The 25,045-nt window shown below is 70.6% G+C and carries 22 protein-coding genes; 7 read left to right on the top strand and 15 right to left on the bottom strand.

All coding sequences use genetic code 11. The annotated features are described in order from the left end of the window. Nucleotides 1-76: 76 nt before the first annotated feature. From ACODT0_RS00745 to ACODT0_RS00725, 5 genes are all read right to left on the bottom strand, one after another. Nucleotides 77-622 (bottom strand): nucleotidyltransferase family protein, encoded by a 546-nt coding sequence (locus ACODT0_RS00745; RefSeq protein WP_479669607.1) that lies wholly within the window; start codon nt 620-622, stop codon nt 77-79. Between the two features lie 76 nt (nt 623-698). After that, nucleotides 699-3,074: a TonB-dependent siderophore receptor gene (locus ACODT0_RS00740; RefSeq protein WP_489040246.1), complete on the bottom strand. Its 2,376-nt coding sequence runs from the start codon at nt 3,072-3,074 to the stop codon at nt 699-701. A 102-nt stretch (nt 3,075-3,176) separates the two neighbouring features. Further along, nucleotides 3,177-4,166: a FecR domain-containing protein gene (locus tag ACODT0_RS00735; RefSeq protein WP_489040245.1), complete on the bottom strand. Its 990-nt coding sequence runs from the start codon at nt 4,164-4,166 to the stop codon at nt 3,177-3,179. Next, complete coding sequence (locus ACODT0_RS00730; protein ID WP_261206237.1) at nt 4,145-4,630, bottom strand: sigma-70 family RNA polymerase sigma factor; 486 nt, start codon at nt 4,628-4,630, stop codon at nt 4,145-4,147. Before ACODT0_RS00730 ends, ACODT0_RS00735 begins: the two co-directional genes overlap by 22 nt. 130 nt (nt 4,631-4,760) lie before the next feature. Further along, nucleotides 4,761-5,660 carry a LysR family transcriptional regulator gene (locus tag ACODT0_RS00725; RefSeq protein WP_057589988.1) on the bottom strand — a complete coding sequence of 300 codons (900 nt, stop codon included), beginning with the start codon at nt 5,658-5,660 and terminating at the stop codon, nt 4,761-4,763. A 93-nt stretch (nt 5,661-5,753) separates the two neighbouring features. Here ACODT0_RS00725 and ACODT0_RS00720 point away from each other — a divergent pair, with 93 nt between their 5' ends. The 4 genes from ACODT0_RS00720 (at nt 5,754) to ACODT0_RS00705 (ending at nt 12,251) form a co-directional block, all read left to right on the top strand. Beyond that, entirely contained in the window at nt 5,754-6,530 is a 777-nt protein-coding gene (locus ACODT0_RS00720) for an enoyl-CoA hydratase-related protein (RefSeq protein WP_489040244.1), read from the top strand. Between the two features lie 40 nt (nt 6,531-6,570). Next, complete coding sequence (locus ACODT0_RS00715) at nt 6,571-7,542, top strand: Bug family tripartite tricarboxylate transporter substrate binding protein (RefSeq protein ID WP_489040243.1); 972 nt, start codon at nt 6,571-6,573, stop codon at nt 7,540-7,542. Continuing rightward, nucleotides 7,539-8,729, top strand: a complete 1,191-nt coding sequence (locus ACODT0_RS00710) for a CaiB/BaiF CoA transferase family protein (RefSeq protein WP_489040242.1) — start codon at nt 7,539-7,541, stop codon at nt 8,727-8,729. Before ACODT0_RS00715 ends, ACODT0_RS00710 begins: the two co-directional genes overlap by 4 nt. A gap of 294 nt (nt 8,730-9,023) precedes the next feature. Further along, on the top strand, nt 9,024-12,251 hold the full coding sequence (locus ACODT0_RS00705; RefSeq protein WP_489040241.1) for an amidohydrolase family protein: 3,228 nt from the start codon (nt 9,024-9,026) through the stop codon (nt 12,249-12,251). A 40-nt stretch (nt 12,252-12,291) separates the two neighbouring features. Here ACODT0_RS00705 and ACODT0_RS00700 read toward each other — a convergent pair whose 3' ends face one another. Continuing rightward, nucleotides 12,292-13,734: an N-acyl-D-amino-acid deacylase family protein gene (locus ACODT0_RS00700; RefSeq protein WP_489040240.1), complete on the bottom strand. Its 1,443-nt coding sequence runs from the start codon at nt 13,732-13,734 to the stop codon at nt 12,292-12,294. Beyond that, a complete protein-coding gene (locus tag ACODT0_RS00695; protein ID WP_489040239.1) occupies nt 13,734-14,726 on the bottom strand; it encodes a Bug family tripartite tricarboxylate transporter substrate binding protein in 993 nt (330 codons plus the stop codon). Before ACODT0_RS00695 ends, ACODT0_RS00700 begins: the two co-directional genes overlap by 1 nt. Before the next feature lie 95 nt (nt 14,727-14,821). Here ACODT0_RS00695 and ACODT0_RS00690 point away from each other — a divergent pair, with 95 nt between their 5' ends. Next, nucleotides 14,822-15,727, top strand: a complete 906-nt coding sequence (locus tag ACODT0_RS00690; protein WP_489040238.1) for a LysR substrate-binding domain-containing protein — start codon at nt 14,822-14,824, stop codon at nt 15,725-15,727. Between the two features lie 9 nt (nt 15,728-15,736). Here ACODT0_RS00690 and ACODT0_RS00685 read toward each other — a convergent pair whose 3' ends face one another. Beyond that, a complete protein-coding gene (locus tag ACODT0_RS00685) occupies nt 15,737-16,927 on the bottom strand; it encodes a hypothetical protein (RefSeq protein WP_489040237.1) in 1,191 nt (396 codons plus the stop codon). A gap of 250 nt (nt 16,928-17,177) precedes the next feature. Between ACODT0_RS00685 and ACODT0_RS00680 the strand changes: the two genes are divergently transcribed. Further along, nucleotides 17,178-17,672 carry an arsenate-mycothiol transferase ArsC gene (locus ACODT0_RS00680; RefSeq protein WP_489040236.1) on the top strand — a complete coding sequence of 165 codons (495 nt, stop codon included), beginning with the start codon at nt 17,178-17,180 and terminating at the stop codon, nt 17,670-17,672. Between the two features lie 9 nt (nt 17,673-17,681). Here ACODT0_RS00680 and ACODT0_RS00675 read toward each other — a convergent pair whose 3' ends face one another. The 7 genes from ACODT0_RS00675 to ACODT0_RS00645 are packed head-to-tail and all read right to left on the bottom strand — an operon-like array spanning nt 17,682 to nt 23,930. Further along, entirely contained in the window at nt 17,682-18,779 is a 1,098-nt protein-coding gene (locus ACODT0_RS00675; RefSeq protein WP_489040235.1) for an ABC transporter substrate-binding protein, read from the bottom strand. A gap of 49 nt (nt 18,780-18,828) precedes the next feature. After that, nucleotides 18,829-19,695: an ABC transporter permease gene (locus ACODT0_RS00670; RefSeq protein WP_296740850.1), complete on the bottom strand. Its 867-nt coding sequence runs from the start codon at nt 19,693-19,695 to the stop codon at nt 18,829-18,831. 16 nt (nt 19,696-19,711) lie between these two features. Next, nucleotides 19,712-20,530: an ABC transporter ATP-binding protein gene (locus tag ACODT0_RS00665; RefSeq protein ID WP_489040234.1), complete on the bottom strand. Its 819-nt coding sequence runs from the start codon at nt 20,528-20,530 to the stop codon at nt 19,712-19,714. After that, nucleotides 20,527-21,318, bottom strand: coding sequence for an alpha/beta fold hydrolase (locus ACODT0_RS00660; protein ID WP_489040233.1), 792 nt, complete (start codon nt 21,316-21,318; stop codon nt 20,527-20,529). The genes ACODT0_RS00665 and ACODT0_RS00660 overlap by 4 nt, the downstream gene beginning before the upstream one ends. Beyond that, nucleotides 21,315-21,731, bottom strand: coding sequence for a VOC family protein (locus ACODT0_RS00655; protein WP_489040232.1), 417 nt, complete (start codon nt 21,729-21,731; stop codon nt 21,315-21,317). The genes ACODT0_RS00660 and ACODT0_RS00655 overlap by 4 nt, the downstream gene beginning before the upstream one ends. Before the next feature lie 4 nt (nt 21,732-21,735). Beyond that, nucleotides 21,736-23,337: an FAD-dependent monooxygenase gene (locus tag ACODT0_RS00650; protein ID WP_489040231.1), complete on the bottom strand. Its 1,602-nt coding sequence runs from the start codon at nt 23,335-23,337 to the stop codon at nt 21,736-21,738. Between the two features lie 2 nt (nt 23,338-23,339). Further along, a complete protein-coding gene (locus ACODT0_RS00645; protein ID WP_489040230.1) occupies nt 23,340-23,930 on the bottom strand; it encodes a GAF domain-containing protein in 591 nt (196 codons plus the stop codon). A gap of 69 nt (nt 23,931-23,999) precedes the next feature. Between ACODT0_RS00645 and ACODT0_RS00640 the strand changes: the two genes are divergently transcribed. Continuing rightward, nucleotides 24,000-24,977, top strand: coding sequence for a LysR family transcriptional regulator (locus ACODT0_RS00640; RefSeq protein WP_422098682.1), 978 nt, complete (start codon nt 24,000-24,002; stop codon nt 24,975-24,977). Nucleotides 24,978-25,045: the final 68 nt, after the last annotated feature.

Genomic DNA, 25,045 nt, shown 5'->3' with positions numbered 1-25,045 from the left:
CGAAGGCAAGTGGGTTCAACCCTTCCCGCGGGCCCGGGCGCGGCTTGCAACCGCGGGCCGCATGTTAGCGCATCGCTCAGGGCTCGATGCGAAGCCAAGGCCAGCGTGCGAGGTACGAGGCCGCCTTGCGCTCGAACAGTTCGCGGTGCGGCACCAGCGGATTGATCGTGAGCACGCCCTCGTACAGCAGTTCCAGGCCGTTCGGCGCATAGAGCTCGCCGGGCCGCACGCCGACGCAGGTGGCGGGCACGAGGAAGCGGTCGATGCCGTCGCGCGCGCTGTGCAATGCGTCGTAGCGCTCGCCGAAGTGCGACTCGTACCAGAGATGCACGCGCGCCTGGTTCGCCACCTCGACCTCGATGCCGAGGTCGCCGAGCAGCGCATCGGCACGCGCCTGCACGCGCGCCTCGCCGGCCTGGCTCAGGTCCTCGGCATCGAAGTAGAACAGGTCGTAGTCCTTGATCCGCGCTTCCGGCGCGTCGCCCGAGCGCAGGTTCCAGACGGTCTGGAACAGGCAACCCGCGACCAGCCAGCCGTCGGGCAAGGCCAACGCATCCCAGCGCTCGAGGATGGCGCGGTTGTTCGGGTTGCGGCGGATGTCGTCGAGGAAGCGGTCGTGCATGGAAAAGCAGGGAATCGGCTGAGATCGGAAGCCCGGCATTCTGCGCCGTCCTCGCGCCCCGTATCCGCGCGCGACCTCAATAGCTCGCGCGCAAGGTCAGCCGCACATTGCGTGGATCGCCATACACGCTGTAGAAGCGCGACGGCAGCCGCGCGTAGTAGACGCGATCGAACAGGTTGTGCACGTCGAGCGTCAGCGACAGGTTCCTGTTGAAGCGGTAGCCGACCTGCGCATCGGCCACGGCATAGCCGCCCTGCACGGCCGCCCCGCGGTCGGTCTTGCTGACGGCGCGCACGCCCAGGCCCACATGCAGGCCCGCGACCGAAGGCTGCTGGAACTCGTAGCGCGTCCAGAGCTTGACGGTGTGCTTGGGCTCCTCGCTCGAGAAGGGCTTGCCGGCGTTGCTCGGGTCGTCGGCATAGCGCGTGTCGAGCCGGGTGTAGCCCGCGTAGAGGTCCCAGCCGCGCGCGAGGCTGCCCGAGACCTCGGCCTCCCAGCCCTTGCTGCGGACTTTGCCCTCGGCGACGAAGAAGCCGGGGTTGTCGGGATCGGTGACGGCGCGGTTGCGGTCCTCGATGCGGAAGGCGGCCAGCGAGGCGTTGAGGCGGCCGTCCATGAAGCTGCCCTTGGTGCCGATCTCGAACTGCCGGCCCACGCGCGGCAGCAAGGCGGCATTGCCGACCGCGAGCTGGGTCTGCGGAATGAAGATGTCGCTGTAGCTGCCGTAGACCGAGATGTCGGGCCGCAGTTCGTAGACCAGGCCGCCATAGGGCGAGAACTTGTGATTCACGCCGCCGGCATCGCGTTTCCACGTGCCGGGCGTGGGCAGCAGCGTCTGGCTCTCGCTCTGGTAATGGCTCACGCGGCCGCCGAGCACCAGCGTGAGCGGGTCGGCGAGCCGCAGCCGCGTCTGGCCGTAGAGGCCGCTCTGCTCGCTGCGCGTGTTGCTGCCGAAGCGGAACGGGATCGGGCGGTCGGGGACGTAGAGGTTGTAGATGTCGACCTGCGGGATGCCGACCGAGCCCGAGAGCGAGGTCTCGTCGCGCTTCGAGTGGTTGGCGCCGATCAGCAGGTCGTGCTTGCGGCCCCACAGCCTGAAGCTGCCCGCGAGGTTCAGGTCCAGCCCCTGCCAGGTGGTCTCGCCGCTCTGGGCCTGCAGCGTGTAGGCCGCGCGGTTGTCGAGGCGCACCAGGCCGTTGATGTAGCCGTAGCGCGAGTCGCCGTCGATGCTGCGCCGGATGTAGGCGGCCTTCGCGACCCAGTCGTCGTCGAAGCGGTGCACGAACTCGGCATAGACCTCCTTGGCTGTGCCCGAGCTGCCGCTCCAGTCGGTGCCGAAGAAGGTCTTGCGCGGCGCATTGAGGAAGCTGCCGTTGGTGTAGGTGCCCGGGCCGTAGTCGATGCCGCGGTCGTGCTGCGGCTGCACGCTGCCCGACAGGCTCAGCGTCGAGCGCGGACCGAGGTCTGCCTCGACGATCGCATAGCCCAGCGTGTGGCGGCTCGTGCCCTGGGTGCGGAAGCTGTCGCCGCCCTCGGAGGACAGCAGCGCGCGGCCGCGCACCGTGCCGGCCTCGTTGAGCGGACGGCTGATGTCGATCTCGCCGCGGTGCTGGTTCCACGAGCCGGCCGACAGCAGGCCCGAGATCGCGGGCTCGGCCAGCGGCCGCTTGCGCACCAGGTTCACGGTGCCGGCCGGCGTGCCCGATCCCTGCAGCACGCCGGCAGGGCCGCGGAACACCTCGACGCGGTCGTACATCGAGAGGTCGAACTGGCGCAGGTACTGGATGCCGTTGTTGAACGGCAGGCCGTCGTACTGCACCTCGGAGGCATAGCCGCGCGACTGGAAATAGGCGGTGCCGTCGCCGTAGGGAATGGCGGTGACGCCGACGGTCTGGCGCAGCGCGTCCTCGACCGTGGTCATGTTCTGGTCGTCCATCTGCTGGCGCGTGATGACCGAGACCGAGTTCGGCACGTCCTTCCACGGCGTGGGCGTCTTGCCGGCCACGGTCACGGCGCGGGCGGCATAGGAGCCGCTGCCTTCGGTGAGCGCGCTGCGCTCGCCGCGCGCGGTCACCACCACGGGGGCGAGGCCGCCGTCGCCCGATGCCGCGGCGCCATCGGTGGCCGCCTTGCGCAGGCGGTAGTTGCCGGGCGCGACCGGCACCGCCTCGAGGCCGCTGCCGGCCAGCAGGCGCCGCAGGCCCTGCTCGATGCCCTGGCCGCCTTCGAGGCCGGGCGAGCGCAGGCCCTCGGTCAGCGCGGGATCGAAGGACAGCGTGATGCCGTTCGCGCTCGCGAAGCCGTAGAGCGCCTGGCTCAATGGCCCGGGCGCGATGGCCTGGGTGGATGGCGCGTCGGCGGCCCGGGCGATGGCGGGCGGCAGCGCGGCGGCGAGCGCCGCGGCGAAGGCGATGGCGGTGAAGCGATGGCGCGAAGCGAAGGAGGAAGGCATGGCAGGTCCGGTCGACAAGTCGGTGAAAAGGTGTTGCTTTCTGACTTGTCGAACGAGCGCAGAAAAAGGGACACGCAGCGCCGCGATGCGCGCGCGCCGCCCTTACCCCGGTGCGCGCGCCCCGACCGTGACCCAGTAGCGCGTGCGCGTTCGGACCTGCACCGGCAGCGTCTGCGCCAGGGTGGCGAGCACTTGGTCGGTGTCGGCGACCTGGAACACGCCCGAGATGCGCAGGTTCGCGACCTCGGGCGCGCAGTGCAGCACGCCGGAGCGGTAGCGCGAGAGCTCGGCGAGGAAGTCCTCGAGCCGTTGCCGGTCGGCCACCAGCGCGCCCTGCGACCAGGCATCGGCGCCGGCCGCGATGGCGCGCGGCGCGCCGGCGGCGTCGCGCGTGAAGTCGACCTCCTGGCCGGCGCGCACGACGACGCGGGTCGCGTCGGTTGCGCGCGGCGCGATCTCGACCGCGTGCTCGAGCACCCCGACACACGTGCGCTCGTCGCCGCCACGCACCGTGAAGCGCGTGCCGAGCGCGCGCACCCGGCCCTGCGCGGTCTGCACGAAGAACGGCCGCGCGGACAGCCCGGCGGCATGGCCGGTCTCGACCAGGATCCGGCCCGCGCGCAGCAGCACCAGCCGCTCGCGCTCGTCGAACACCACGTCGGCCGCGCTGCCGGTATCGAGCAGCAGCCGGGTACCGTCGGCCAGCACGAAGCCGCGCCGTTCGCCGACGGCCGTGCGGTACTCGGCGGCGAGCTCGACGCCCCAGGTGCGCCAGGCCAGCCAGGCGGCAGGACCGCCGGTGGCCAGCAGCACCGTGGAGCGCAGCAGCACGCGGCGGCGCAGGCGGCGCGCGCTCTCGAGCATGGGCACGCCGAGCCCCGTCGGCACGCGGCCGAAGGTGCGCGCCAGTTCGTCGGCGGCCTGCCAGGCGCGTTCGTGCTCGGGCGCCTGCGCGCGCCAGGCATGCAGGGCGCGGTGCCCGGCCTCGTCCATCTCGCCGGCATGCAGCTTCACGAGCCAGTCCGCGGCCTGCAGCACCACCGGGTCGGCGCTGCGCGGGCGCGTGGCGTTCAAAGCATCGAGGCGATGCATTGGGCAAAACCCGCGCGCATGTCGCGCTTGACGGTGCGCACCGACACCTCGAGGCGCTGCGCGATCTCCTCGTAGCCCAGGCCCTCGAGCTGCGACAGCAGGAACACGGTGCGCGTGCGCGCGGGCAGCGCGTCGAGCATGGCGTCGATGCGGTGCAGCGCCTCGATCACGAGCAGGCGGTCTTCGGGCGAGGGCGCCAGCGGCTCGGGCATGGCGGCCAGTTGCTCGAGGTAGGCCTGCTCGAGCGCGCGGCGGCGGAAGTGATCGACCAGCAGCCCGTGCGCGACGGTGCGCAGGTAGGCGCGCGGCTCGTGCAGCTGCTGCGCCTTCGAGGGCGCGGCGACCAGCGCGAGGAAGGTGTCGTGCGCCAGGTCGGCCGCATGGTGGATGTCGCCGAGCTTCCTGCGCAGCAGGGCCTGGAGCCAGCCGTGGTGGTCGGCATAGAAGGCCTCGACGGCTTGCATTGGAGTGGCGCGCGGGCGCATGGCGACGGTGTCTACACAAGAGAGGGCGCGAGGCCCTACGATGCAAATGAGAACTATTATTATAAACAGACACCTGACACCGGCGGCATCGAAGCGCGCGAGCGCCCGCTCACTTCAGCAACGGAAAGCTCTGCGGCAACACCGCGAGCCAATGCCGCGCGGCCACCGACAGCCGCGTGGTGCGGCGACGGATCAGCGAGATCCGGTGGCGGAAGCTCGCGAGGTCGGAGATCGCGATCCGCCGCATGCCCCACTGCTGCGCGATGTCGGCGGCATAGCCCGGCACGATCAGGAAGCCGGCGCCCTGCCGCGCGAAGCCCAGCGCCGCCGTGAGCGAACCGACCTCGATGTGGTTCTCGAAGCGCAGCTGCGTGCGCGCGAAGATCTGGTCGAGCGTGCGGCGGATGCTGTAGGAATCGCGCAGCGAGATGTAGTTGTAGGGCAGCAGCTCCGCGGCCCGGATCGAACGCCGGCGCGCGAGCGGATGCGCGTCGTCGACGATGGCATACATCGCGTCCTCGATCGCCACGGTGGCCTCGAGGCCGCTGATCTCGGAATCCGTGGCGCAGAAGCCGATGTCCACCACGCCCGAACGCACGCGGTCGAGCGTCTCGTCGGTCGAACATTCGTGGATCTCGAAGTCGATGCCGGGATAGCGCTGGCGGTAGCTCGCGATCGGCCCCGCGAGCAGGCCGTAGTGCATCAGCGGCGAGGCGGCCACGCTGACCTTGCCGCGCTCCAGCGTAATCAGCTCGGTGATGCTGCGCTTGGCGGTCGCCATGGTGGCCGTCACGTCCTGGGCGAACTCGAAGAACTCGCGCGCCGCATCGTTGGGCACCACGGTGCGCGTGGTGCGCTCGAACAGGGGCATGCCGAGCTGGTTCTCGAGCTCGGCGACCATCTTGCTCGCCGCGGACTGCGAGATGTGCAGGCCGTTCGCCGCCACGGTGAAGCTGCCGGCCTCGTAGACGGCGAGGAAGACCTGCAACTGGCGAAAGGAGATATTCATTCCATCTTCTACTGAATGCAGTAGAAAAATTCCATTGTGGCATGGGACTTCGCCGCGCAAGATGCGCCGGCTCACACAGACCAGAGACATCCCATGCATCCCTCCGACACCCGTCCCCAATGCCATGTCGCCCGCACCGCCGAAGGCGTCGTCACGGTCCGTTTCGACAACGGCCGCCTGAACCTCCTGACCGGGGACGCCGCCCACATCTACGCCGACACGCTGCAGGAACTGGCCGCCGACGAGACCACGAAGCTGCTCGTGATCCGCGGCGGCGACAGCGCCTTCCTCGGCGGTGCCGACATCAAGTTCCTGAAGGACGCCTCCAGGCGCGACATCGATGCCTACATTCGCAGCGTGTGGCGGCTGTGCGAGACCATCCGCGACATCCCCTTCGCCACGATGTCGGTGATCTCGGGCTACTGCCTGGGCGCCGGCATGGAGGTGGCCGCCGTCTGCGACATCAAACTGGCCGCGCGCGACGCCAGGTTCGGCATGCCCGAGGTCAAGCTCGGCGTGCCCTCGGTGATCCACGGCGCGATGCTGCCCGGCATGATCGGCGTCTCGCGCACGCGCGACCTGCTGCTCAGCGGACGCATCATCCCGGCCGCGCTGGCGCTCGACTGGGGCCTGATCACCGACGTCGCGGGCGAGGACGGCCTCGATGCCGCCCTCGCGCACTGGCAGGCCGAGATCGAGGCCAACGGCCCGCTCGCGATGCGCATCCAGAAGAAGCTGATCCGCGACTGGGAGCGCATGCCGCTGCAGGAAGCCATCAACGTCGGCATCGCCGGCCTGGTGAGCGCCTACGAGAGCGACGAGCCCAAGCGCTACATGGAAGCCTTCCTCGCGAACCGCAAGCGCCGCTGAGACGGCACCGGCGAGCCCACGAGACATCCAAGGAGACACCATGAAGTTCAAGCCCCTGCGCCGCGCCCTGTGCGCCCTGTTCGCGCTGCCCTTCGCCCTCGGCGCCGCGCATGCCGACGACTATCCCTCGCAACCGCTCACGCTGGTGGTGCCCTTCGCGGCCGGCGGCATGACCGACATCCTGGCCCGGCAGTTCGCGAAGACGGTGCAGGAGAAGCTGCGGCAGACCGCCATCGTCGACAACAAGCCCGGTGCCGGCGGCGTGATCGGCGCGTCCCGGGTCGCGCGCGCCAGGCCCGACCGCTACACGCTGCTGATCACCACCACGGCGCACGTGGTGAACCCCTCGATCACCAAGAACCTGCCCTACGACACCGAGAAGGACTTCGCGCCCATCGCCATGCTGGCGCGCACGCCCAACGTGCTGCTGGTGAACCCGTCGCTGCCGGTGGCGACGGTGCCCGAGCTGCTGGAGTACGCGCGCAAGAACAAGGGCGTCACCTACGGCTCCTCGGGCACGGGCGGCACCACGCACCTGTCGGGCGAGCTGCTCGCGAGCCGCACCGGCGCGCCGCTGATCCACGTGCCCTACAAGGGCACGGCGCTCGCGGTGAACGACCTGCTCGGCGGCCAGATCCAGGCCTCCTTCGTCGACGGCCTGAGCGCGCTGAAGTACGTGAAGGCCGGCAGCCTGCGCGCCATCGGCGTCTCGACGCGCGAACGCAATCCCGCGCTGGCCGAGGTGCCGACCATCGCCGAGCAGGGCGTGCCCGGCTACGAGACCGAGATCTGGATCGGGCTCTACGCGCCCGCGGGCACGTCGCCGGCCATCCTCGAGAAGCTCAATGCGCTGGCGCTGCAATCGATGGGCGAGCCCGCCTTCCGCAAGACGCTCGACGAGCAGGCGACCACGCCGGGCACCATGGACGTGGCCGCGACGCGGCGCTACGTGGCGAGCGAGATCCGCAAGTGGGGCGACATCGTCAAGAAAGCCGGCATCGAGGCCCAATGACGACCGCCGCGACGCGCAACGCCGGACTGCCGCTGTCCGGCATCCGGATCCTCGACCTCACCAGCGTGATCATGGGTCCGTTCGCGACCCAGATGCTGGCGGAGTACGGCGCCGACGTGGTCAAGCTCGAGCCGCCCGAGGGCGACATCATGCGCGAGATGGGCCCGCACCTCGAGCCGGGCATGGGGCCGGTCTACTTGAACCTCAACCGCGGCAAGCGCAGCGTCTGCCTGGACCTCAAGCAGCCCGAATCGCGCGAGGTGATCGCGCGTGCCGCGCAGGCCAGCGACGTGTTCGTCACCAACATGCGCAAGAAGGCGCTCGCCAAACTGGGGCTGGACTGGGACACCCTGCGCCGCCACAACCCGCGACTGGTCTACGTCTTCCTGGCCGGCTTCGCCGAGCACGGCCCCGACGCGGGCAGGCCGGCCTACGACGACCTGATCCAGGGCATGGTCGGACTGCCGGGCCTGGTGGCCCGCGCCGCGGACGGACGCCCGCGCTACCTGCCGCTCAACATCGCCGACAAGACGGTGGGCCTGTACGTGGTGCAGACGGTGCTCGCCGCGCTGCTGCAGCAGCGCCGGGCCGAGCAAGGCCAGTACATCGAGGTGCCGATGTACGAGACCATCGCCTCCTTCATGCTCAGCGACCACCTGGGCGCCGCCACCTTCGCGGCCAACGATGCCGCCCAGGCCGGCAACCCGCGCCTGCTGTCGGCCTACCGCCGGCCCTACCGGACGGTCGACGGCTGGATCTGCACCATCGTCTACACCGACCGCCACTGGGAGTCGTTCATGCGCCTGGTGGGCGACGGCGAACTCTGGGACCGCGATGCGCGCTTTCGCAGCATGGCGAACCGCACGAAGCACATCGATGCCGTGTATGCCTATGTGGAAAGCCGGCTCGCCACGCGCAGCACCGCAACCTGGCTGCAATTGCTGGCGGACGCGGACATTCCCGTGGCCGCCTGCCCCGAGCTCGGCGAATTGATCGATTCGCTGGAGAACGCCGAGCGCGGCGTCGTGCATCGTTACCAGGATGCCGCAGGCCGCTGGTACCGGGGCCTGTCGCCGACCGTGCGATGGACGCGCACCCCGCTGGCCGCCGGCGCGATGGCGCCGCGCCTGGGCGAACACACCGACGAGGTGTTGCGCGAGTGGATGGGCGTGCCGGCTCCGCTTTGATGCCGCCCTCTCCTTGAATTGGCGCGCGTCGTCGCGCCCATTCATTGCGCCATTGCAGCATCGCTGCGCGCAATTCATCGATCCCAATTGGCAACGCCCTTCGCGAATGCCAAACCCTCATGGCGCCATGCAAAAAAATCGACCCACGCCAAGGCCGATGCACGCCTGTACAGAGGGCCAGGGTAAGTAATCGGTAAGGAAGATTTCCAACACTGGTTTCGACATTGGCGATCGCGCCGATGTGCAGATCGGCCGCATCCGCGGACCGCAATAACACCTCATTGGAGACAGACCATGAACAAGCGCCATGCAGCGTTGGCTTCGTCACGCCCGTCGTTTTCGCATCCCTCTTCATCGCGACCGCGGCGCCATGCGCTGGCGGCCGTTGCCGTGGCCGCGTTGCTCGCCACGGCCTGCGGCGGCGGGGGTGGTGGCGGTGGCGGCTTCCTGCCGATCGTGGGCGGCGGCCCGGGCGGCGGCGATGGCGGCAACAACGAACCGCCCGTGAAGATCCAGGCACTGAGCACGCTGCAGGGCAGCACCAAGGACGTCGCGATCGAGTTCCACGAGGGCACCAACATGGCGGCCGCGCCCTCGCCCGACGGCCAGCGCGTGGCCTTCACCGCGCAGGGCGTGCTGTGGGTGGTGCCGATCGCCGGCGGCAAGGCCACGCGCATCACGGGCTGGGACATGGAGCCGACCTCGCCGGTGTGGTCGCCCGACGGCAGCAGCATCGCGTTCCAGAACTATGATGCCGAAGGCAATTTCCACATCTGGACCGTGCAGCCCAATGGCGCGGACCTCACGCGCATCACCAGCGGCCCGTTCGACGACCGCGAGCCGGCCTGGACGCCCGATGGCCGCACGCTGGTCTTCGCCTCCGACCGCAGCCAGGACCGCCAGTACAAGATCTGGCAGGTGGAGCTCGGCTCGCGCAAGTACTCGGCGCTCACGCAGGGCGCGGGCACCGAGAGCAATCCGGTGGTCTCGCCCGACGGCACGCAGCTCGCGTTCGTCAGCGCGCGGCGCATCTTCACGCAGCCGATGGGCAGCACCGAAGCACCGAAACTCGTCGGTGCCGGCGTGCTGCCGGTGTGGCTGCCCGACGGCTCGGGCCTGGCCTACCAGGGCACGACCAAGTCGATCGTGGTCGCCGGCAAGGAAGTGGTGGCGCCCAACGAGGACATGTTCGCCTTCCCCCCGCGCTGGCTGCCCGGCGGGCGCTTCCTCTACACGGCCGACGGCAAGATCAAGATCCGCAACGCGGGCGGCGACGGCCTCGCCGAAGTACCGTTCAGCGCCACGCTCGAGGTGCGCCGTCCGGTGTTCGCCAAGTCGCGCGAGCGCGGCTTCGGCGTGCTCGGCGACCAGCCGGTGCGCGGCATCAGCAGCCCGGTGATCTCGCCCGACGGCCGCCGCATCGCCTTCGTCGCGCTCAACGACATCTGGGTGATGCCGATCGGCGGCACGCCGGTGCGCCTGACCAACGACAAGGACCGCGACGGCAATCCGCAGTTCACGCCCGACAGTAGCGCGGTCTACTTCTCGACCGAGAAGGGCAACGGCGGCGCGCTCGCCATCGACCGCATCGACATCGCGAGCCGCGCGCGCACGCGGCTCGGCGCGCAGACCGGCAAGTCGATGGTGATGCCGAAGATGTCGCCCGCGGGCGACCGCATCGCCTACACCACGGGCTCGGGCACGCTCGAGGTCTGGGACATCGCCTCGAAGACCGCGCAGAAGGTGGTCGAGGCGGTGGGCTCGCAGATCAGCACGCCGCAGTGGACGCCCGACGGCAAGAAAATCGTGGTGGTCGACAACGACTCGGTCAGCAGCCGTTCCTTCGAGGGCTACAACAAGCTGCGCGTGATCGACCTCGGCACGAAGAGCGGCACCTTCTACCCGGTGGGCGACGCGCCGCGCCAGATCTCGGACCGCGAGGAAGGCGCGGCCGTGGTCTCGCCCGACGGCAGCAAGGTGGCCTTCGTGATGGACTCGGTGCTGCACGTGATGCCGCTGAAGGCCGACGGTTCGCCCGACGGCCCGGCCAAGGCCATCACCACCGAAGCCGCCGACCTGCCCTCGTGGGCCGGCGACTCGCGCACCCTGCTCTACAAGGCCGCCGACAAGCTCAAGACCATCGGCGCCGACGGCGCGGGCGCGACCGAGGTGCCCGTGAGCCTGACGTGGAAGCAGGCGGCGTCCCAGGGCACGACCGTGGTGCGCGCGGGCCAGCTGTGGAGCGGCAAGGACGGCCAGTTGCAGAACGACGTCGACATCGTCATCAAGGGCAACCGCATCACCGCGATCCAGCCGCACGACGAGGCGGTGGCCAAGGCCGCGGACAAGTACGTCGATGCCTCGGGCCTCACGGTGATGCCCGGCCTGTGGGATGCCCACTCGCATCCGCTGACGCTCTACCAGGGCGGCCAGTACGGCCAGGGCTCGGCCTCGATGCTGGCCTACGGCGTCACCTCGACGCAATCGGTCGGCGGTCCGCTGCACCAGAGCATCGAGATGCGCGAGGCGCTCGAGGCCGGGAACCTGCTGGGTCCGCGCCTGTTCGTCTCGCCGCCGCTGTGGGACGGCAACCGCATCACCTGGAGCTTCGCGCGCAGCGTGCGCACGCCCGAGGCGGCCGACCTCGAGATCGCGAAGGTGCGCACGCTCGGCGTGGACTACCTCAAGGCCTACATGCGCGCACCGATCCCGCTGATGCACAAGATCGCGCAGGCGGCGCTCGACATCGGCATCCCGAGCGGCACGCACAACCTGTCGCCGGGCGCGGCCTCGGGCCTGGCCGAGACCACGCACCTGTCGGCACCGCAGCGCCTGGGCTACGGCTGGTCGCGCTCGGCCGGCGGCACCACCTACCAGGACGCCTACGACCTGCACGGCAAGGGCGACTTCCGGCTGATCCACACCGCCCTGTTCGCCTATCCCTTCGTCGGCGCGGACCTGACCGGCGGCGACCGCTTCGAGCTGCTGACCTCGCCGAACTTCCTCGATGTGCTGCGCGGCAATCCGCAGCCGCCGACCGAGGCGGCCGTGGCCAGCGCGCGGCTGCAGGAGGACCAGGTGAGCAAGCTGCGCACGGCCGGCGCCATGATCGCCATCGGCACCGACTCGCCGCTGGTGCCGCCGGGCATCGCGCTGCACAACAACATGCGCGCCGCCGCGCTGACCAACTCGAACCTGCAGGTGCTGCAGGACGTGACGGTCAATGCCGCGCGCATGAGCCTGGTCGACAAGGACCTGGGCACGGTGGAGGTGGGCAAGCTGGCCGACCTGGCCATCGTGCGCGGCAACCCGCTGCAGGACTTGAAGGCCGCGGCCGACGTGCGCTACGTGGTGAAGAACGGCGTGAGCTACTCGCTCGCGGAGATCCTCGCGCCGTTCCGCACCCCGGCCGCGCTGGCCGAGCGGCGCAGGACGGTGCTGGCCTACCAGCGCCTGTGCCGGACCGCGCCGCACGAATGCGGCGAGGTCGCGAGCGGCTATGGGCATGACCACCACCACTGAGGTGGCACGCGGCCGGAGCGCGGGGCCGCGGCCCCGCGCTTCAGCCGCGGCGCAGCACCATGCCCGCGTGCGCGTCCATCAGCACGCCGTGCGCGACGGCCACGCGGCCGTTGACCAGCACGGCGTCGATGCCGGCGGGCGCGGCCAGCGGATCGTCGTAGCTCGCGCGGTCGGCGATGCGCGCGGCATCGAAGACCACGAGGTCGGCCGCGCAGCCCGCCGCGATGCGGCCGCGGCCCGCGAGGCCGAAGCGCGCGGCCGGCAGGCCGGTCATCTTGTGCACCGCGGTCTCGAGCGCGAACAGCTTCAGGTCGCGTGCATAGTGGCCCAGCACGCGCGGAAAGGCGCCCCACAGCCGCGGGTGCGGCTGCACGTCGTTCGGCAGCCCGTCCGATCCGACCATGGTGCCGGGCGCCGCGAGGATGCGCTGCACGTCGGCCTCGTCCATCGAGAAGTAGACCGCGCCGGCCGGGCAGAGGCGCTGCGCGGCCTCCTCGAGGCCCAGGCCCATCTCGGCGGCGATGTCCGCGAGCTCGCGCCCGGTGTGCTGCGGCATCGGCTCGGACCAGGTGATGCGCACGCGCGCCGACTGGCCCACGCGCGCGGGAATCAGCAGGGTCGAGGAGGCGGCATAGGGATAGCAGTCGATGCACACCGGTTGCCCCTGAGCGGCCCGCGCGAGCAGGTGCAGCGTGGCCGCGGAACGCCCGTGGTTCGCCAGGCCCGTGAGCTTGTGGTGCGAGATCACGAGCGGCACGCCGAGCGCGCGGCCCACGCCGAGCGCCTCGTGCAGCGCTTCGTCGATCGCATCGGACTCGTCGCGGATGTGCATCGCGATCAGGCCGCCGTGCGCGCGCAGCGGCGCGCCCACCGCCGTCATCTCGTGCGCCGTGGCGGCGCGCGCGGGCGCATAGAAGACGCCGGTCGACAGGCCGATCGCGCCCGCCTCGAGCGCCTCCTCGACCTCGCGCGCCATGGCCGCGGTCTCGTCGGGCGTGGCGGCGCGATCCAGGTCCCGCACATGCTGCGCACGCAGCGTGGTGTGTCCGACCAGGAACGCGGCATTGGTCGCGGGACCGATCCCGCGCACCGCCGCGAGGTAGTCGCCGAAGCGCGCGAAGCGGCGGTCGTCGCGCCCGATGAATTCGCGCAGCGGCGGCGGCACCCGCTCGAAGGGAATACGCAGCGGCGCCAGGCTCCAGCCGCAGTTGCCGGCCACCACGGTGGTCACGCCCTGCATCAGCTTCGGATGGCGATCGGCGGGCGGCTCGAGCAGCAGCCGGTCGTCGTGCGCATGCGCATCGATGAAGCCGGGTGCGACGATGCGGCCGCGCGCATCGATGCGCCGGTGCGCGGGCACGGCGCGCAGGTCGCCCAGGCGCTCGATCACGCCATCGCGCACGCCCACGTCCTGCCGCACGCGCGGCGCCGCGCTGCCATCGATGACGTCGCCGCCCTCGATGACCAGGTCGAGCGGCGGCATCAGTCGACGCGGGCGTTCGCGCGCCGGATCACCGCGGCCCACACCGGCGTCTCGCGCCGCGCCAGCTCGAACAGCCGCTCGGGCGGCCCGCTCGCGGTCTCGAGCGACAGCCGCGCGAGCCGCTCGCGCACCTCGGCGTCGTTCATCATCGCGTTGAACTCGGCATTGAGCCGCGCCACCACCTCGGCGGGCGCGCCCGCCGGCACCACCACGCCGCCCCAGGCCACGCTCTCGTATCCCGGCACGCCGGCCTCCTGCACCGTCGGCAGCGCCGGAAAGAGCGGCGAGCGATGAGCCCCCGTGACCGCCAGCGCGCGCACCCGGCCCGAGGCGATGAAGGGGCTGATCGAGGACAGGTTGTCGAACATCACGTCGACCCCGCCGCCGATCAGGTCCTGGATCGCCGCCAGGCTGCCGCGGTAGGGCACGTGCAGCATGAAGGTGCCGGTCATGCTCTTGAACAGCTCGCCACCCAGGTGGCTGGTGGTGCCGTTGCCGGCCGAGGCCAGGGTCAGCCGGCCGGGATGCGCGCGCAGGTGGGCGATCAGTTCCGCCACGGTCTTCACCGGCAGCTCGTTGCGCACCACCAGCGCGTTCTGCACGAAGCCGGTCATCGCGACCGGCGCGAGCTGGCGATCGGGGTCGTAGGGCAGCCTCGCGTAGAGCGACTTGTTGATCGCGAGCGTGCCCACGTTGGCATAGCCGATCGTGTAGCCGTCGGGCGCCGCGCGCGCCACCTCGGAGATGCCGACGATGCCGCCCGCGCCCGGCCGGTTCTCGATCACCACCGCCTGCCCGAGCCCCTTGGCCAGCGCCGCGCCCATCACGCGGCACAGCAGGTCGGGCGCGCCACCGGCCCCACCGGGCACGACGAAGCGCAGCGGCCGCTCGGGGTAGGCGGCGGCGCGCGCGCTGCGCCAAGGCCCGGCCGCCAGCGCGGCCGCCGACAGCAGCGCGCGGCGCCGGCCGCGATCGATCCCGGTCTCCAACATGGCCTGCATCCTTCCAGAAAGCACGATGCCCGAGGATCGACGCCCGCGGCGAGCGCCACAATCGAAAATAACTCCTGCTCGCATGCAAAAAGCTGATGCCGCTTCGCCTCCCCTCCACCATCGCGCTGCAATGCCTGGAAGCCAGTGAAAGGCTGGGCAGCTTCACGCGCGCCGCCAAGGCGCTCAACCTCACGCAGGGCGCCATCAGCCGCCAGGTCATCGGCCTCGAGCAGCGGCTCGGCGCGCAACTGCTCGAGCGCCGGCGCGAATCGCTGGTGGCCACGCCCGCGGGGCAAGCCTACCTGGCCGAGGTCCGGCCCCTGCTGCTGCGGCTCGAGCGCGCCACCACCGACATCGCGCTGCACCAGGGCCGCGGCGGCCGCCTGCAGCTCTCCGCCCCTTCCTCGTTCTGCAACTACTGGCTCGCGCCGCGGCTGTCGGGTTTCGTGAACGCGCATCCGCACATCACGCTCGACCTCTCGACCTACCTCGGTCCGGTCGATTTCACCGCGAGCCGGATCGACGCGGCCATCATGGTGGTGGGCGCGCCGGTGCCGGGCCTGCATGCCATCCCCGTGCTCGACCTGACCGTGCGGCCCTATGCCAGTCCTGGCCTGCCGGCGCGCTGGAGCGGCGACGATTTCGCCACCGTGCTGCGGCACGCGCCGCCCGACCTCACGCTGATCCACAACAGCTCGCTGCCCGGTGCGTGGGCGCTGTGGCTGCGGCAGGCCGCGGGTGCCGACGAGGTCCTGCCCGAGCTGCATGCCGGTCCGAGCTACGACCTGCTGTCGATGTCGCTGCATGCGGCGATCGCGGGCATCGGGGTGGCGTTGCTGCCGGCCTTCATGGTTCGGGCGGCGCTCGATGGGGGGCAGTTGGTGCCGTTGTCGGCCATCGAATCGGCGACGGGGCGGTCGTATCAGCTGTGCTATCCGGAGCACAGCGCGGGCTTGCCGGCGCTTGCGCAGTTCACCGACTGGCTGCGTCAGGCGGATTGAGCCGGCGTGCTACGACAGTGCGTCGAGCGCCGCGCGCTCGCGCGCCAGTTCCTCCTCGAACCAGCGGCAGAAACACTGGCGCAGGCGCTGCTCGCTGGCGCCGAACTGCGCCCGCGCCCGGTCGATGCGCTGCGAACGCAGCGGGCCGGCCGGGCTCGCCACGGCCTGTAGCCGGTAGGCCGTGCCCAGCGTCAGTTCGAGCGTGGGTGCCAGCAGGGGCAGCGGCTGGAGCGAGAGCGCGGTGCCGGTGCGCTGCAGTGCAGCGATGGCGGCATCGAGCCGCGCCGTGTCGGGCACGCCCGTGTCGGCGCGCAGCGACTGCTCGAGCACGTCGACCATCGCGCGCTGCCGATCGAGGTTCGTGCGCAGCAGGCAGAGGCGATCGCCCTCGACGCCATGGATCTGCCATTGGCCACGCGAGGTTTCGAGCCCGCGGTAAGTGACCTCGGGCAGGCCGATGCCCCGGTTCGCGGGCAAGGCGATGAGCTCGGCCTGGCGGTCGAAGCCCTGGCGCAGCAACGCTATCGCCTGCAGGCCCTCCTCGCCGCGCACGAGGGTCGCGAGGTCGTAGAGCATCTTCGTCAGGGCCTGCAGATCGGCCTGCTGGATCTCCGGCGTCGCGCTCGCATCTGCCGCCGCGCGCTGGCTCGCGACCTGCGCCCTCAAGGTGGCGCCATCGCGCTCCAACAGCGCGAGCTGCGCCACCAGCTGGCGATGAAAGCGCTCCATCGAGCGCAGCCCCTCGCCCTGCTCGACCGTGCCCGCCGAGCGCAGCAGTTCGCTCGACCGCGCCACCGTCTCGCGCAACAGCGCGCGTCCGGCCTCGCCGCCGAGGCCGTCGGCCTCTCGGTGCGCGGCGGCCACGAGCGTCGCCCGCAGGCTCAGTTGCGAAGGACTGCTTCGGTTGGTATCGGGCGGCAAGGACTTCGCGTACTGCCGGCGCGCGGCCGCATGCAGCTCGAGATCGCGCGCGTAGGTCGCGAGCAGCAGCTGCGCGAACCATGTGACGCGGTACATGCTTTCTTCGGACGGCGTCTGCTGGAAGTAATCGATCGCGCGCCGGAGATAGGCCGGGTCGGCCTCGGCGGCGCCGATGCGCAGCTCCAGCAAGGCCTTCGCCATCGGGAGCGTGGGAACGCCCGGCGGGAGTATGCCGCGCTGCAGGTCCTCGAGGCCGCGGCGCGAGATCTCGTCGCGCATGGGCGCGCAGACGGCACGGACCGGCTCCGCCGCCTTGCCCCCGATCCTGAACGGGGCCTCCTGCGCGCCCGCGGGTCCGCACAGGGCCAGGCCCATGGCAATCGGCAGGGTGGCACGCCGCGCGGCCGCAGCCCACGTCGCCAGGGCCGGAAGTCTCGATCTCGTCATGCAGCCGATATACCCGAGCACCGCGTCAAGCCCATGAATGCCCGCCGACGAACCGGCGCGAGGCGCGCTACATTCGGCAGTCATGCACAGAAAAATCAACGTGCTCTTCGTCTCCCGACGAAACACGCTGCGCAGCGTCATGGCGCAGGCCTGCCTCACCCACATCGCCGAGAAACGCTTCCACGCCCGCTCCTGCGGCCAGCCCCTGCGCGTCGGCGCGGCGGTGGATCCGGCGGCCGTGTCGGCGCTGCGCACCGCGGGTATTCCCTTACCCGAGATCAAGCCGCGAGGCTGGAACGAGTTCGTGCCCGCGCGCGGCTTCGAGGCCGAGTTCGTGATCGCGCTCGACGCCGACATCGACCGCCTGCAGCCGGCCTGGCCCGGCCAGCCGCACACCGCGCTGTGGGCCTATCCCGACACCGCCGTCATCGCCGATCCCGAGGAGGCGGCGCACAAGGCGCTGCAGATCCTCTATTCGCTGCGGCGGCGCCTCGAGCTGCTGGCCAGCCTGCCGCTGTACGGCTCCGACCGCGAGTCGGTGCGCGCGGACATCCGGGACCTCGGGTACATGAATTGAGCGGCGAGGCTACAGCTTGAACGTCTTCGCCATCTCCACCACCGCCTGCCTGTCGAAGGCATTGACCTCGTCGATCAGCTCGTTGGTGAACAGCCGGTTCGGGTCGCCGAGTTCGTCGGCCAGCTTCGGGTTTCGGCTGCCGTCCACGGCCATCTCGATGTTGGACTTCCACTCGGCCAGCGACGAGGCACCGATGCGCTGATCGGGATCGTCGGGCCGGCGCATCCAGCTGTTGCGGCGGTCCTTGAGGATGAAGGCCAGCTCCTTGCGCGCCTCGTCCTCGCTGCGCCCCTTGGGCCGGCTCTCGGGATACACGGCCCAGTGCAGGTCGATGCCGGCCTCGAGGTTGTGGTGCGCGAACAGGGTGGACTTGGCCATGCCACGGAACAGGCCCACCAAGGCCTTGCGTTCCTTCTTCAGCAGTTCGCGCGGCACGCACAGCCAGCCCGAGCCGAACTGCGCGAACTTCGGCGTGAGCGGCACATAGCGCAGCCTGGTGCCGACGAGTTCGACGCGCGCGGCCGCGGTGTCGAAGGCCACCATCGCATCGACGCGGTCGTTGTCGATCGCCGCGCCGGCCGGCGCGCCGTCGCCGATGGCGATGTACTCGCATCGGTCGTCCTTCAGGCCCAGCTCGGCCAGCATGGTGCGGGTGACGACGATGCCGGTGTCGCCCTGGCTGCGCACGCCGATACGCTTGCCCGCGAGATCGGCCACCGAGCGGATCGGGCTGCCGGGCTTCACGACGACGACGTTGGCATTGCGCGGCAGCCACTTGTAGACGCTCACGAGGTCGAGCCCCGGGTCCTTGGCCATCGCGGGCAGCAGGATGCCGGGCACGGCCGGACCGTAGTCGACGTGGCCGGCGCGCAGGCTCTGCAGGGCCTGCGTCATGCTCGACATGTTGACGTACTCGACGTCCACGCCCTCGGGCTTGTAGAAGTTCAGCCGCGGATGCTGGCCCGAGGTCACGAAGCACTGCTGCGGGTCGTTGACGCCGGCGGTGTTCGCCACCTTCATCACGCGCAGCTTCTGCGCCAGGGCCGGCAGGCTGCCCATCAATCCCAGGGCACCGAGGCCCAGGCCGAAATCGCGTCGTGTCCACATGGTTCGCTCCTCGCCGGCGTCGCGGCTGAAATGTCTCGGGGGAAAAGAATCAGACGTTGACCGTGCGCTGCGAAGCATCGGCCGGCATCCAGTGCAGCACGCGTTGCTGCACGCGGCGCAAGGCAGTGGTCAGCGCGATGCCGATCACCGAGAGCACGACGCAGACGGCGAAGCTGCCGCCGCTGTCGGCCTGGGCTTCCATCTGCAGGATCAGCACGCCGAGCCCGGCCTGGGCACCGACGAACTCGCCCACCACGGCGCCGACCACGCTGAAGGCCGCGGCCATGTTGAGGCCCGCGAAGATGTAGGGCAGCGCGCTCGGGAACTTGGCCTTGCGGAAGATCTGCCACGGCGTGGCCGACAGCGAGCGCAGCAGGTCGATGCGGTCCGGGTCCACGGCCTTGAAGCCCGCGATGCTGGTCACCAGCACCGGGAAAAAGGTCAGCAGGCAGATGATCATCACCTTGGAGCTGATGCCGAAGCCCAGCCAGACCACGATGATCGGCGCCACCGCCACCTTGGGCACACTCTGCAACGCGGCCACGTAGGGCTCGAGCAGGCGCTCGAGCCGCGGCATCTGCGAGACCACGATGCCGATCGCCAGCCCGATGCCGCCGCCGACGAAGAAGCCCAGCAGGATCTCGGCCAGCGTGATGCCGCCGTGGTACCAGAAGCCGTCCTTCGCGAACGGCCCGGTGGCGAGGCCGCGCCACAGCGCGATCGCGATGTCGCTGACCGGCGGCACCAGGTGCCTGGGCACCTTGAACAGGCGCACGGCCCCTTCCCACGAACCGAGCAGCGTGATCAGCAAGAGGATCGACTGCACGCGCGGCGACGCCAGCGGGTTGGTGCGGCGCGGGCGCGGTGGCTTGGCCGCCAGCGGCGCGGCCTCGGAACTCAACAGGGCGGTGGTCATGGCGTCGGCCTTTCTCTCAATCGAAGGAAGCGGCATGCGAGAAGCGCTCGCGGATCGAGGCGGCCGCGGCCGCGAAGGCCGGGTGCGACATCGCCTCCATGCCGCGGGGGCGCGGCAGGTCGATGGGCAGCACGCGTTCGAGCATGCCGGGGCGCGGCGACATCACGAACACGCGGTCGCCGAGGAACACGGCCTCGGGAATGGAGTGCGTGATCAACACCACGGTCTTGCCGCTCTCCATCCAGATGCGCTGCAGCTCGAGGTTCATGCGCTCGCGCGTCATCGCGTCGAGCGCGCCGAAGGGCTCGTCCATCAGCAGGATCTTGGGGTCGTGCAGCAGCGCCCGCGCGATCGAGGCACGCTGCTGCATGCCGCCGCTGAGCTGGCGCGGCAGCTTGTGCTCGAAGCCCTCGAGCCGCACCATCGCGAGCAGCTGCATCGCGCGCTCGCGCGCCTTCGCCTTGTCGAGGCCCAGCACCTCGGCCGGCAGCATCACGTTCTCGAGGATGCTGCGCCAGGGCAGCAGGATCGAGCTCTGGAACACCACGCCCACGTCGCGCCGCGTGCCGCGGATCGGCTGGCCGTCGAGCAGCACGGTGCCGACCTCGTAGTCGAGCAGGCCGGCCAGGATGCGCAGCAGCGTGCTCTTGCCGCAGCCGCTCGGTCCGACGATGGTGACGAAGGAGCCCTGGCGGATGCCGAAGTCGATCTGCTTCAGTGCGAGCACGCCCTCGCTGCCGCCGCCGAAGGTCTTCGACAGGCCGTCGACGCGGATGTAGTCCTCCTTGCCGGCGGGCGCGGCGAGGACGGTCTCGGGTTCCAGAACGGCATTCATGCGTGGACTCCTTCGGGGTTCAGGAAACGGACCATGTGGCGCGCGAGCACCTCGGGCGCCTGCATCGCGGTCACGTGGCCGATGGCGGGCAGCAGCACGGCATCGGCGCCGCGGATGCGGCCGGCCATCGCGAGCGTCACGGTCGGCGGCACCACGCGGTCGAGCTCGCCGGCGAGCACCAGCGTCGGCGCGACGATGTCGGCCACGCCCTGCGGCAAGGTGGTGGCGACGGTCGCCATGCGTCGCGCCGAGCGTGCGGTCTCGGGCCGCGCGGCGGCGAACACGCGGCGCAGCTCGGGGCGCTGCGCGAGAAAGGCCTCGGGAAAGAACCAGGTCGCGAGCTCCTCGGCCGTGCCCGGAAGGCCGCGGCGCAGCTCGGCCAGGCGGCGCGCATCGGGGCACAACTCCTCGTAGGGCCGTGGCAGCGGCCAGGTGCTGCCGAGCACGAGCCGGTCGACCGCGCGCGGATGCAGCAGCGCCAGCGCCTGCGCCACGCGGCCGCCGAAAGAGGAGCCGAACACATGCGCGCGCTTGAGGCCCAGCGCCTTCACGAGCTGCTGCGCGTCGTTCGCGAGGTCCGCGAGCGTGACGGCGCGCTCGGGCGCCTCGGTCTCGCCGCAGTCGCGCTGGTCGTAGGCGATCACGGTGAACTGCTTCGCCAGATGCGGCACCAGCGCGGCGAACATCTGGCGCGAGGCTTCCGCGCCATGCATCAGCAGCAGCGCCGGCCCCTGGCCCGCGCGGTCGAAGGCGATGCGGACCTCGCCGGCCTGCACGAACTCGGTCATGCCGCGTCCTCCCACGGTTCTTCCTCGCAGTCCAGCCAGAAGGTCATCTCGATCTTCAGTCCACGCGGGTCGTGCAGAAAGAGCTGGTGGATGTCCCAGCCCGGGATCGGCGCCTCGGCAAAGGACACGCCGAGCGCGCGCAGGTGCGCTCGCATCTCGCGCAGGCCGTGGGCGCGGAACGAGATGTGGTCGACATGGCCCGTGGGCGGCTGCGGCGGCACGTCGGCCGTCGCGAGATGGGCGAACAGGTGCACGATGGGCTGGCCTTCGGCATAGAGCCAGGCGCCGGGCGCGGGAATCTCGGGCCGGGCGCCGGCTTCCAGGCGCAGCACGCGCGTGTAGAAGTCCAGCAGCGGCGGCAGCTCCGCGGGCGTGCAGCGGATCGTGAAGTGGTGCAGCGCGGTGACGGGCATGGCGTCAGTCCAGCAGCTTCGACAGCACGGCCGACAGCTCGGCGGCCGGATCCGTCGGCGTCCATGGCATGCGGAAAGCGACGTGGCCGTCGGGCCGTACCAGCACCGCGCCGTGCTGGCCCAGCAGCAGGCCGTCCTTCTCGTGCGCGTCCTCGAGCTGGCGCGCCTGTACCACGCGGCCGTTGCGGCCCGACACCTGGCGCGCCGCCTCCATCCAGGCATCGGCGCGCGGACCGGCCACGAGCACGAACTCGCGGTCGAACCAGTCGAGCGTGGTGTGGCGCCGCGCGAGGTCCAGCCACAGGTGCGGAAAGCGCATGCCGGGCTTGTCGGCCGGCTCGTACCAGCGCGCGCGCATCACGTGGCGGCCGGTGCCGTCGGGGATCACGGCGCCGTCCTCGTAGCAGAAGCCCAGCGACTGGCCGATGCTGTGGATGTGGTTGTCGCTGTCGCGGATCCAGAACTCGATGCGCTCGCGGTTGCCCGAGCGCAGCGCCTCGTCGCAGTGGTTGAAGCGCATCGCGTTGTGCAGGCTGAAATCGGCGTTCGATTCGGCGATCGGCCGGCGCTCGCTCTCGTAGCTGTCGAGCAGCCGCGCGCTGGCGCGGCCGCTGAGCACGAAGGCCAGCTTCCAGGCCAGGTTGTGCGCGTCCTGGATGCCCGAGTTCATGCCGTAGCCGCCATTGGGCGGAAAGCGGTGCGCCGAATCGCCGACCAGCAGCACGCGGCCGCGCCGGAAGTTCGCGGCCACCTGGCGGCTCATGCGCCACACCGAGCGGTTGATGACCTTCACCTCGAGGTTGGGCACGCCCGACACGGTGCGCGCGAGCTGCACCACCTCGGCGTCGCTGCGCGCGCCGGTGCGCTCGTCGGTCTCGCGGCCCACGGGCAGCAGGTTGAGCCAGCGGTCCTTTCCGTTGGTGTTGAGCACGGTGGTGATCGGGTACGGCGAGTCTTTGGCATAGACGCGCCAGCCGGCGCAGGTGGCCGAGTCGCGCACCTGCGAGAGATCGGCCTGCCAGAACTCGTTGGCCATCACGGCCAGCGTGGCCGGCCCGCGCATCTCGATGTCGGCCTGGCGCCGCACCGAGCTCGCGGCGCCGTCGGCCGCGATCAGGTAGCGGGCCTGCCAGGTCAGGGTCTCGCCGGTGTCGAGCCGGCGCCCCGTCACGGCAATGCCTTCGGCGCTCTCGGCGTAGTGCAGGAACTCGTGGCCGAACAGGAAGCGGCCGACCTCGCTCTTTCTGGCATGGGCGAGCAGCTCCTGCTCCACCGTGTCCTGCGACTGGATGATCTTCCAGCACGGCGAGTGCCCGAGGTTCGGTTCGGGGGTGGTGCGGCCCCATTCGTGGCCGGTCATCGATTCGCAGAAGGCGAAGAAGTCGGCGCCGTCGGGCAACGCATGGCGCTTCATCAGGCCGTCGATGCCCCACTGCCTAAAAATCTCCATCGTGCGCGTGTAGGTGCCGCGCGCCTTCGGATGGTCGGTAGTGGTCGGGCTGCGCTCGAGCAGCACGAAGTCGACGCCGAAGCGCTGCAGCAGGATCGCCATCGACAGGCCCACGGGGCCGCCACCGACGATCACGACGAGGTTCTGGGATTGCATGGTCAGGCCTTCACTTCAGGAGAGAGAGCGGGGAGATCGATCGGCACCGCGTCGGTGGCGAAGCGGTAGGCGAGGCCCGGCGCGACCGGCACCCAGCGCGCGGCGGCCAGCGCCAGCAGGCGGATACCGAGCAACTCGTCGGGCTGCCAGCGCTCGCGGATACCGAACACGTTGAAGGTGGCGAAGCACAGCGCGCCTTGCAGCAGCGGCACGTTGACCACGCTGCACAGGCCCGCGGGCCGCATCTGCTCGAAGTCGTCGAAGTGGCGCGCCAGCACTTGCGCGCCCTCGCCCACGAACACGCGGCCCTCGCGGAACAGGCGATCGGTCCAGCTCGTATGCGTCTTGCGCTTGGCGCCGTTGACCGGGTAGCGGTGCGCCTCCGACGAATAGAAACGGCGCAGCCGGATCTCGCCGGCCGGGTCGTCTTCGGTCGTCACGTTCTGCTGGATGCTGAAGATGCTGCCGGGCACGAGCTCGCGCCGGCAGCGATCGATCCGGCGCAGCGCCTCGTCGGCATCGCGCGCTGTGTCGAGCGCGTCGAGGAGATCGGCCAAGGTGGCCATGAGCGTCGTGGCGGTGGCTGCGGGCATGGAGAAAAGTCTAGGCCTCGCGATTCACCAAAGTGGACTAAATTCTGATCGGGCGATAACCTGACGGTTATGGCCTCCCCGACCGCCCGCGACCCCGCCGCCGACCTGCAGCACGCGCTGCTCTCGCGCCTCAAGCTGCGCCAGCTCTCGCTGCTGCAGGCCATCGACCGGCACCGCACGCTGGGCCGCGTGGCCGCCGAGATGCGGCTGAGCCAGCCCGCGATCACCAAGGCGCTGCGCGAAACCGAGGACATCTTCGGCAACCGGCTGTTCGAGCGCAGCAGCCGCGGCCTGGTGCCCACCGCGGCCGGCGAGGCGGTGCTGCACTACGCGCGGCGCTGGCTCGCCGAGCTCGAGTCCACCACGCGCGTGCTGACCTCGCTCGAGGCGGGCCGCGGCGGCCGGCTGCGCCTGGGCCTCACGCAGCAGGTGCCGCAGCAACTGCTGTCGGCCGCGCTCGCGCACCTGCTCGACCGCACGCCGCGCATGGCGGTGATGACGCGCGAGGGCACCACCGACGAACTGGTGGCCGGCCTGCTCGCGCGCGAGCTCGACTGCGCGATCGGCCGTTCGTACGACGGCGACGCCACCGGCCTGGTGCAGGAGGCGATCCACCAGCAGGAGCCCTGCCTGGTGGTGTCGGCCAAGAGCGCGAAGCGGCTCTCGCGCGGGCCGCTCGACTGGGCCCGGCTCGCGCAGCTCGACTGGATCCTGCCGCCGCCGAACACGCCGATGCGCCGCACCTACAACGCGATCTTCGTCGGCGCCGGCGTGCAGCCGCCGGTGCCGATGCTCGAGACCACCGCCATCCGCAGCATGGAAACCGTGCTGCGCACCGAGCCCAACGCCATCGCCATCCTCGCGCGCGACGTGGTGGCCGAGATGGAACAGGCCGGCCACTGGGCCGCGCTGCCCTACCGGCTGAGCTGGAACCTGCCGCCGGTGAGCTTCTTCACGCTGAAGGAACTGGAGGGGCAGCCGATGGTGCAGTCGCTGCGTGCGGTGGTGGTGGAGACGGCGCGCAAGATGCAGCGCAAGACGGGCTGACACGGCCGCTCCCTATAATTTCGGCTCCCTCTCCCGCGCCACGGATCAGCCGCCGCCACATCTCAGCC

It is taken from the genome of Variovorax sp. FG153, from assembly GCF_057809595.1.
This window is presented reverse-complemented; position numbering and strand designations above follow the sequence as displayed.

Excerpts from the sequence above, each read along its gene's own strand:
- ACODT0_RS00745 (WP_479669607.1), bottom strand. The coding sequence starts at position 622 with ATGCACGACCGCTTCCTCGACGACATCCGCCGCAACCCGAACAACCGC.
- ACODT0_RS00740 (WP_489040246.1), bottom strand. The coding sequence starts at position 3,074 with ATGCCTTCCTCCTTCGCTTCGCGCCATCGCTTCACCGCCATCGCCTTC.
- ACODT0_RS00735 (WP_489040245.1), bottom strand. The coding sequence starts at position 4,166 with ATGCATCGCCTCGATGCTTTGAACGCCACGCGCCCGCGCAGCGCCGAC.
- ACODT0_RS00730 (WP_261206237.1), bottom strand. The coding sequence starts at position 4,630 with ATGCAAGCCGTCGAGGCCTTCTATGCCGACCACCACGGCTGGCTCCAG.
- ACODT0_RS00725 (WP_057589988.1), bottom strand. The coding sequence starts at position 5,660 with ATGAATATCTCCTTTCGCCAGTTGCAGGTCTTCCTCGCCGTCTACGAG.
- ACODT0_RS00720 (WP_489040244.1), top strand. The coding sequence starts at position 5,754 with ATGCATCCCTCCGACACCCGTCCCCAATGCCATGTCGCCCGCACCGCC.
- ACODT0_RS00715 (WP_489040243.1), top strand. The coding sequence starts at position 6,571 with ATGAAGTTCAAGCCCCTGCGCCGCGCCCTGTGCGCCCTGTTCGCGCTG.
- ACODT0_RS00710 (WP_489040242.1), top strand. The coding sequence starts at position 7,539 with ATGACGACCGCCGCGACGCGCAACGCCGGACTGCCGCTGTCCGGCATC.
- ACODT0_RS00705 (WP_489040241.1), top strand. The coding sequence starts at position 9,024 with ATGAACAAGCGCCATGCAGCGTTGGCTTCGTCACGCCCGTCGTTTTCG.
- ACODT0_RS00700 (WP_489040240.1), bottom strand. The coding sequence starts at position 13,734 with ATGCCGCCGCTCGACCTGGTCATCGAGGGCGGCGACGTCATCGATGGC.
- ACODT0_RS00695 (WP_489040239.1), bottom strand. The coding sequence starts at position 14,726 with ATGTTGGAGACCGGGATCGATCGCGGCCGGCGCCGCGCGCTGCTGTCG.
- ACODT0_RS00690 (WP_489040238.1), top strand. The coding sequence starts at position 14,822 with ATGCCGCTTCGCCTCCCCTCCACCATCGCGCTGCAATGCCTGGAAGCC.
- ACODT0_RS00685 (WP_489040237.1), bottom strand. The coding sequence starts at position 16,927 with ATGCGCGACGAGATCTCGCGCCGCGGCCTCGAGGACCTGCAGCGCGGC.
- ACODT0_RS00680 (WP_489040236.1), top strand. The coding sequence starts at position 17,178 with ATGCACAGAAAAATCAACGTGCTCTTCGTCTCCCGACGAAACACGCTG.
- ACODT0_RS00675 (WP_489040235.1), bottom strand. The coding sequence starts at position 18,779 with ATGTGGACACGACGCGATTTCGGCCTGGGCCTCGGTGCCCTGGGATTG.
- ACODT0_RS00670 (WP_296740850.1), bottom strand. The coding sequence starts at position 19,695 with ATGACCACCGCCCTGTTGAGTTCCGAGGCCGCGCCGCTGGCGGCCAAG.
- ACODT0_RS00665 (WP_489040234.1), bottom strand. The coding sequence starts at position 20,530 with ATGAATGCCGTTCTGGAACCCGAGACCGTCCTCGCCGCGCCCGCCGGC.
- ACODT0_RS00660 (WP_489040233.1), bottom strand. The coding sequence starts at position 21,318 with ATGACCGAGTTCGTGCAGGCCGGCGAGGTCCGCATCGCCTTCGACCGC.
- ACODT0_RS00655 (WP_489040232.1), bottom strand. The coding sequence starts at position 21,731 with ATGCCCGTCACCGCGCTGCACCACTTCACGATCCGCTGCACGCCCGCG.
- ACODT0_RS00650 (WP_489040231.1), bottom strand. The coding sequence starts at position 23,337 with ATGCAATCCCAGAACCTCGTCGTGATCGTCGGTGGCGGCCCCGTGGGC.
- ACODT0_RS00645 (WP_489040230.1), bottom strand. The coding sequence starts at position 23,930 with ATGCCCGCAGCCACCGCCACGACGCTCATGGCCACCTTGGCCGATCTC.
- ACODT0_RS00640 (WP_422098682.1), top strand. The coding sequence starts at position 24,000 with ATGGCCTCCCCGACCGCCCGCGACCCCGCCGCCGACCTGCAGCACGCG.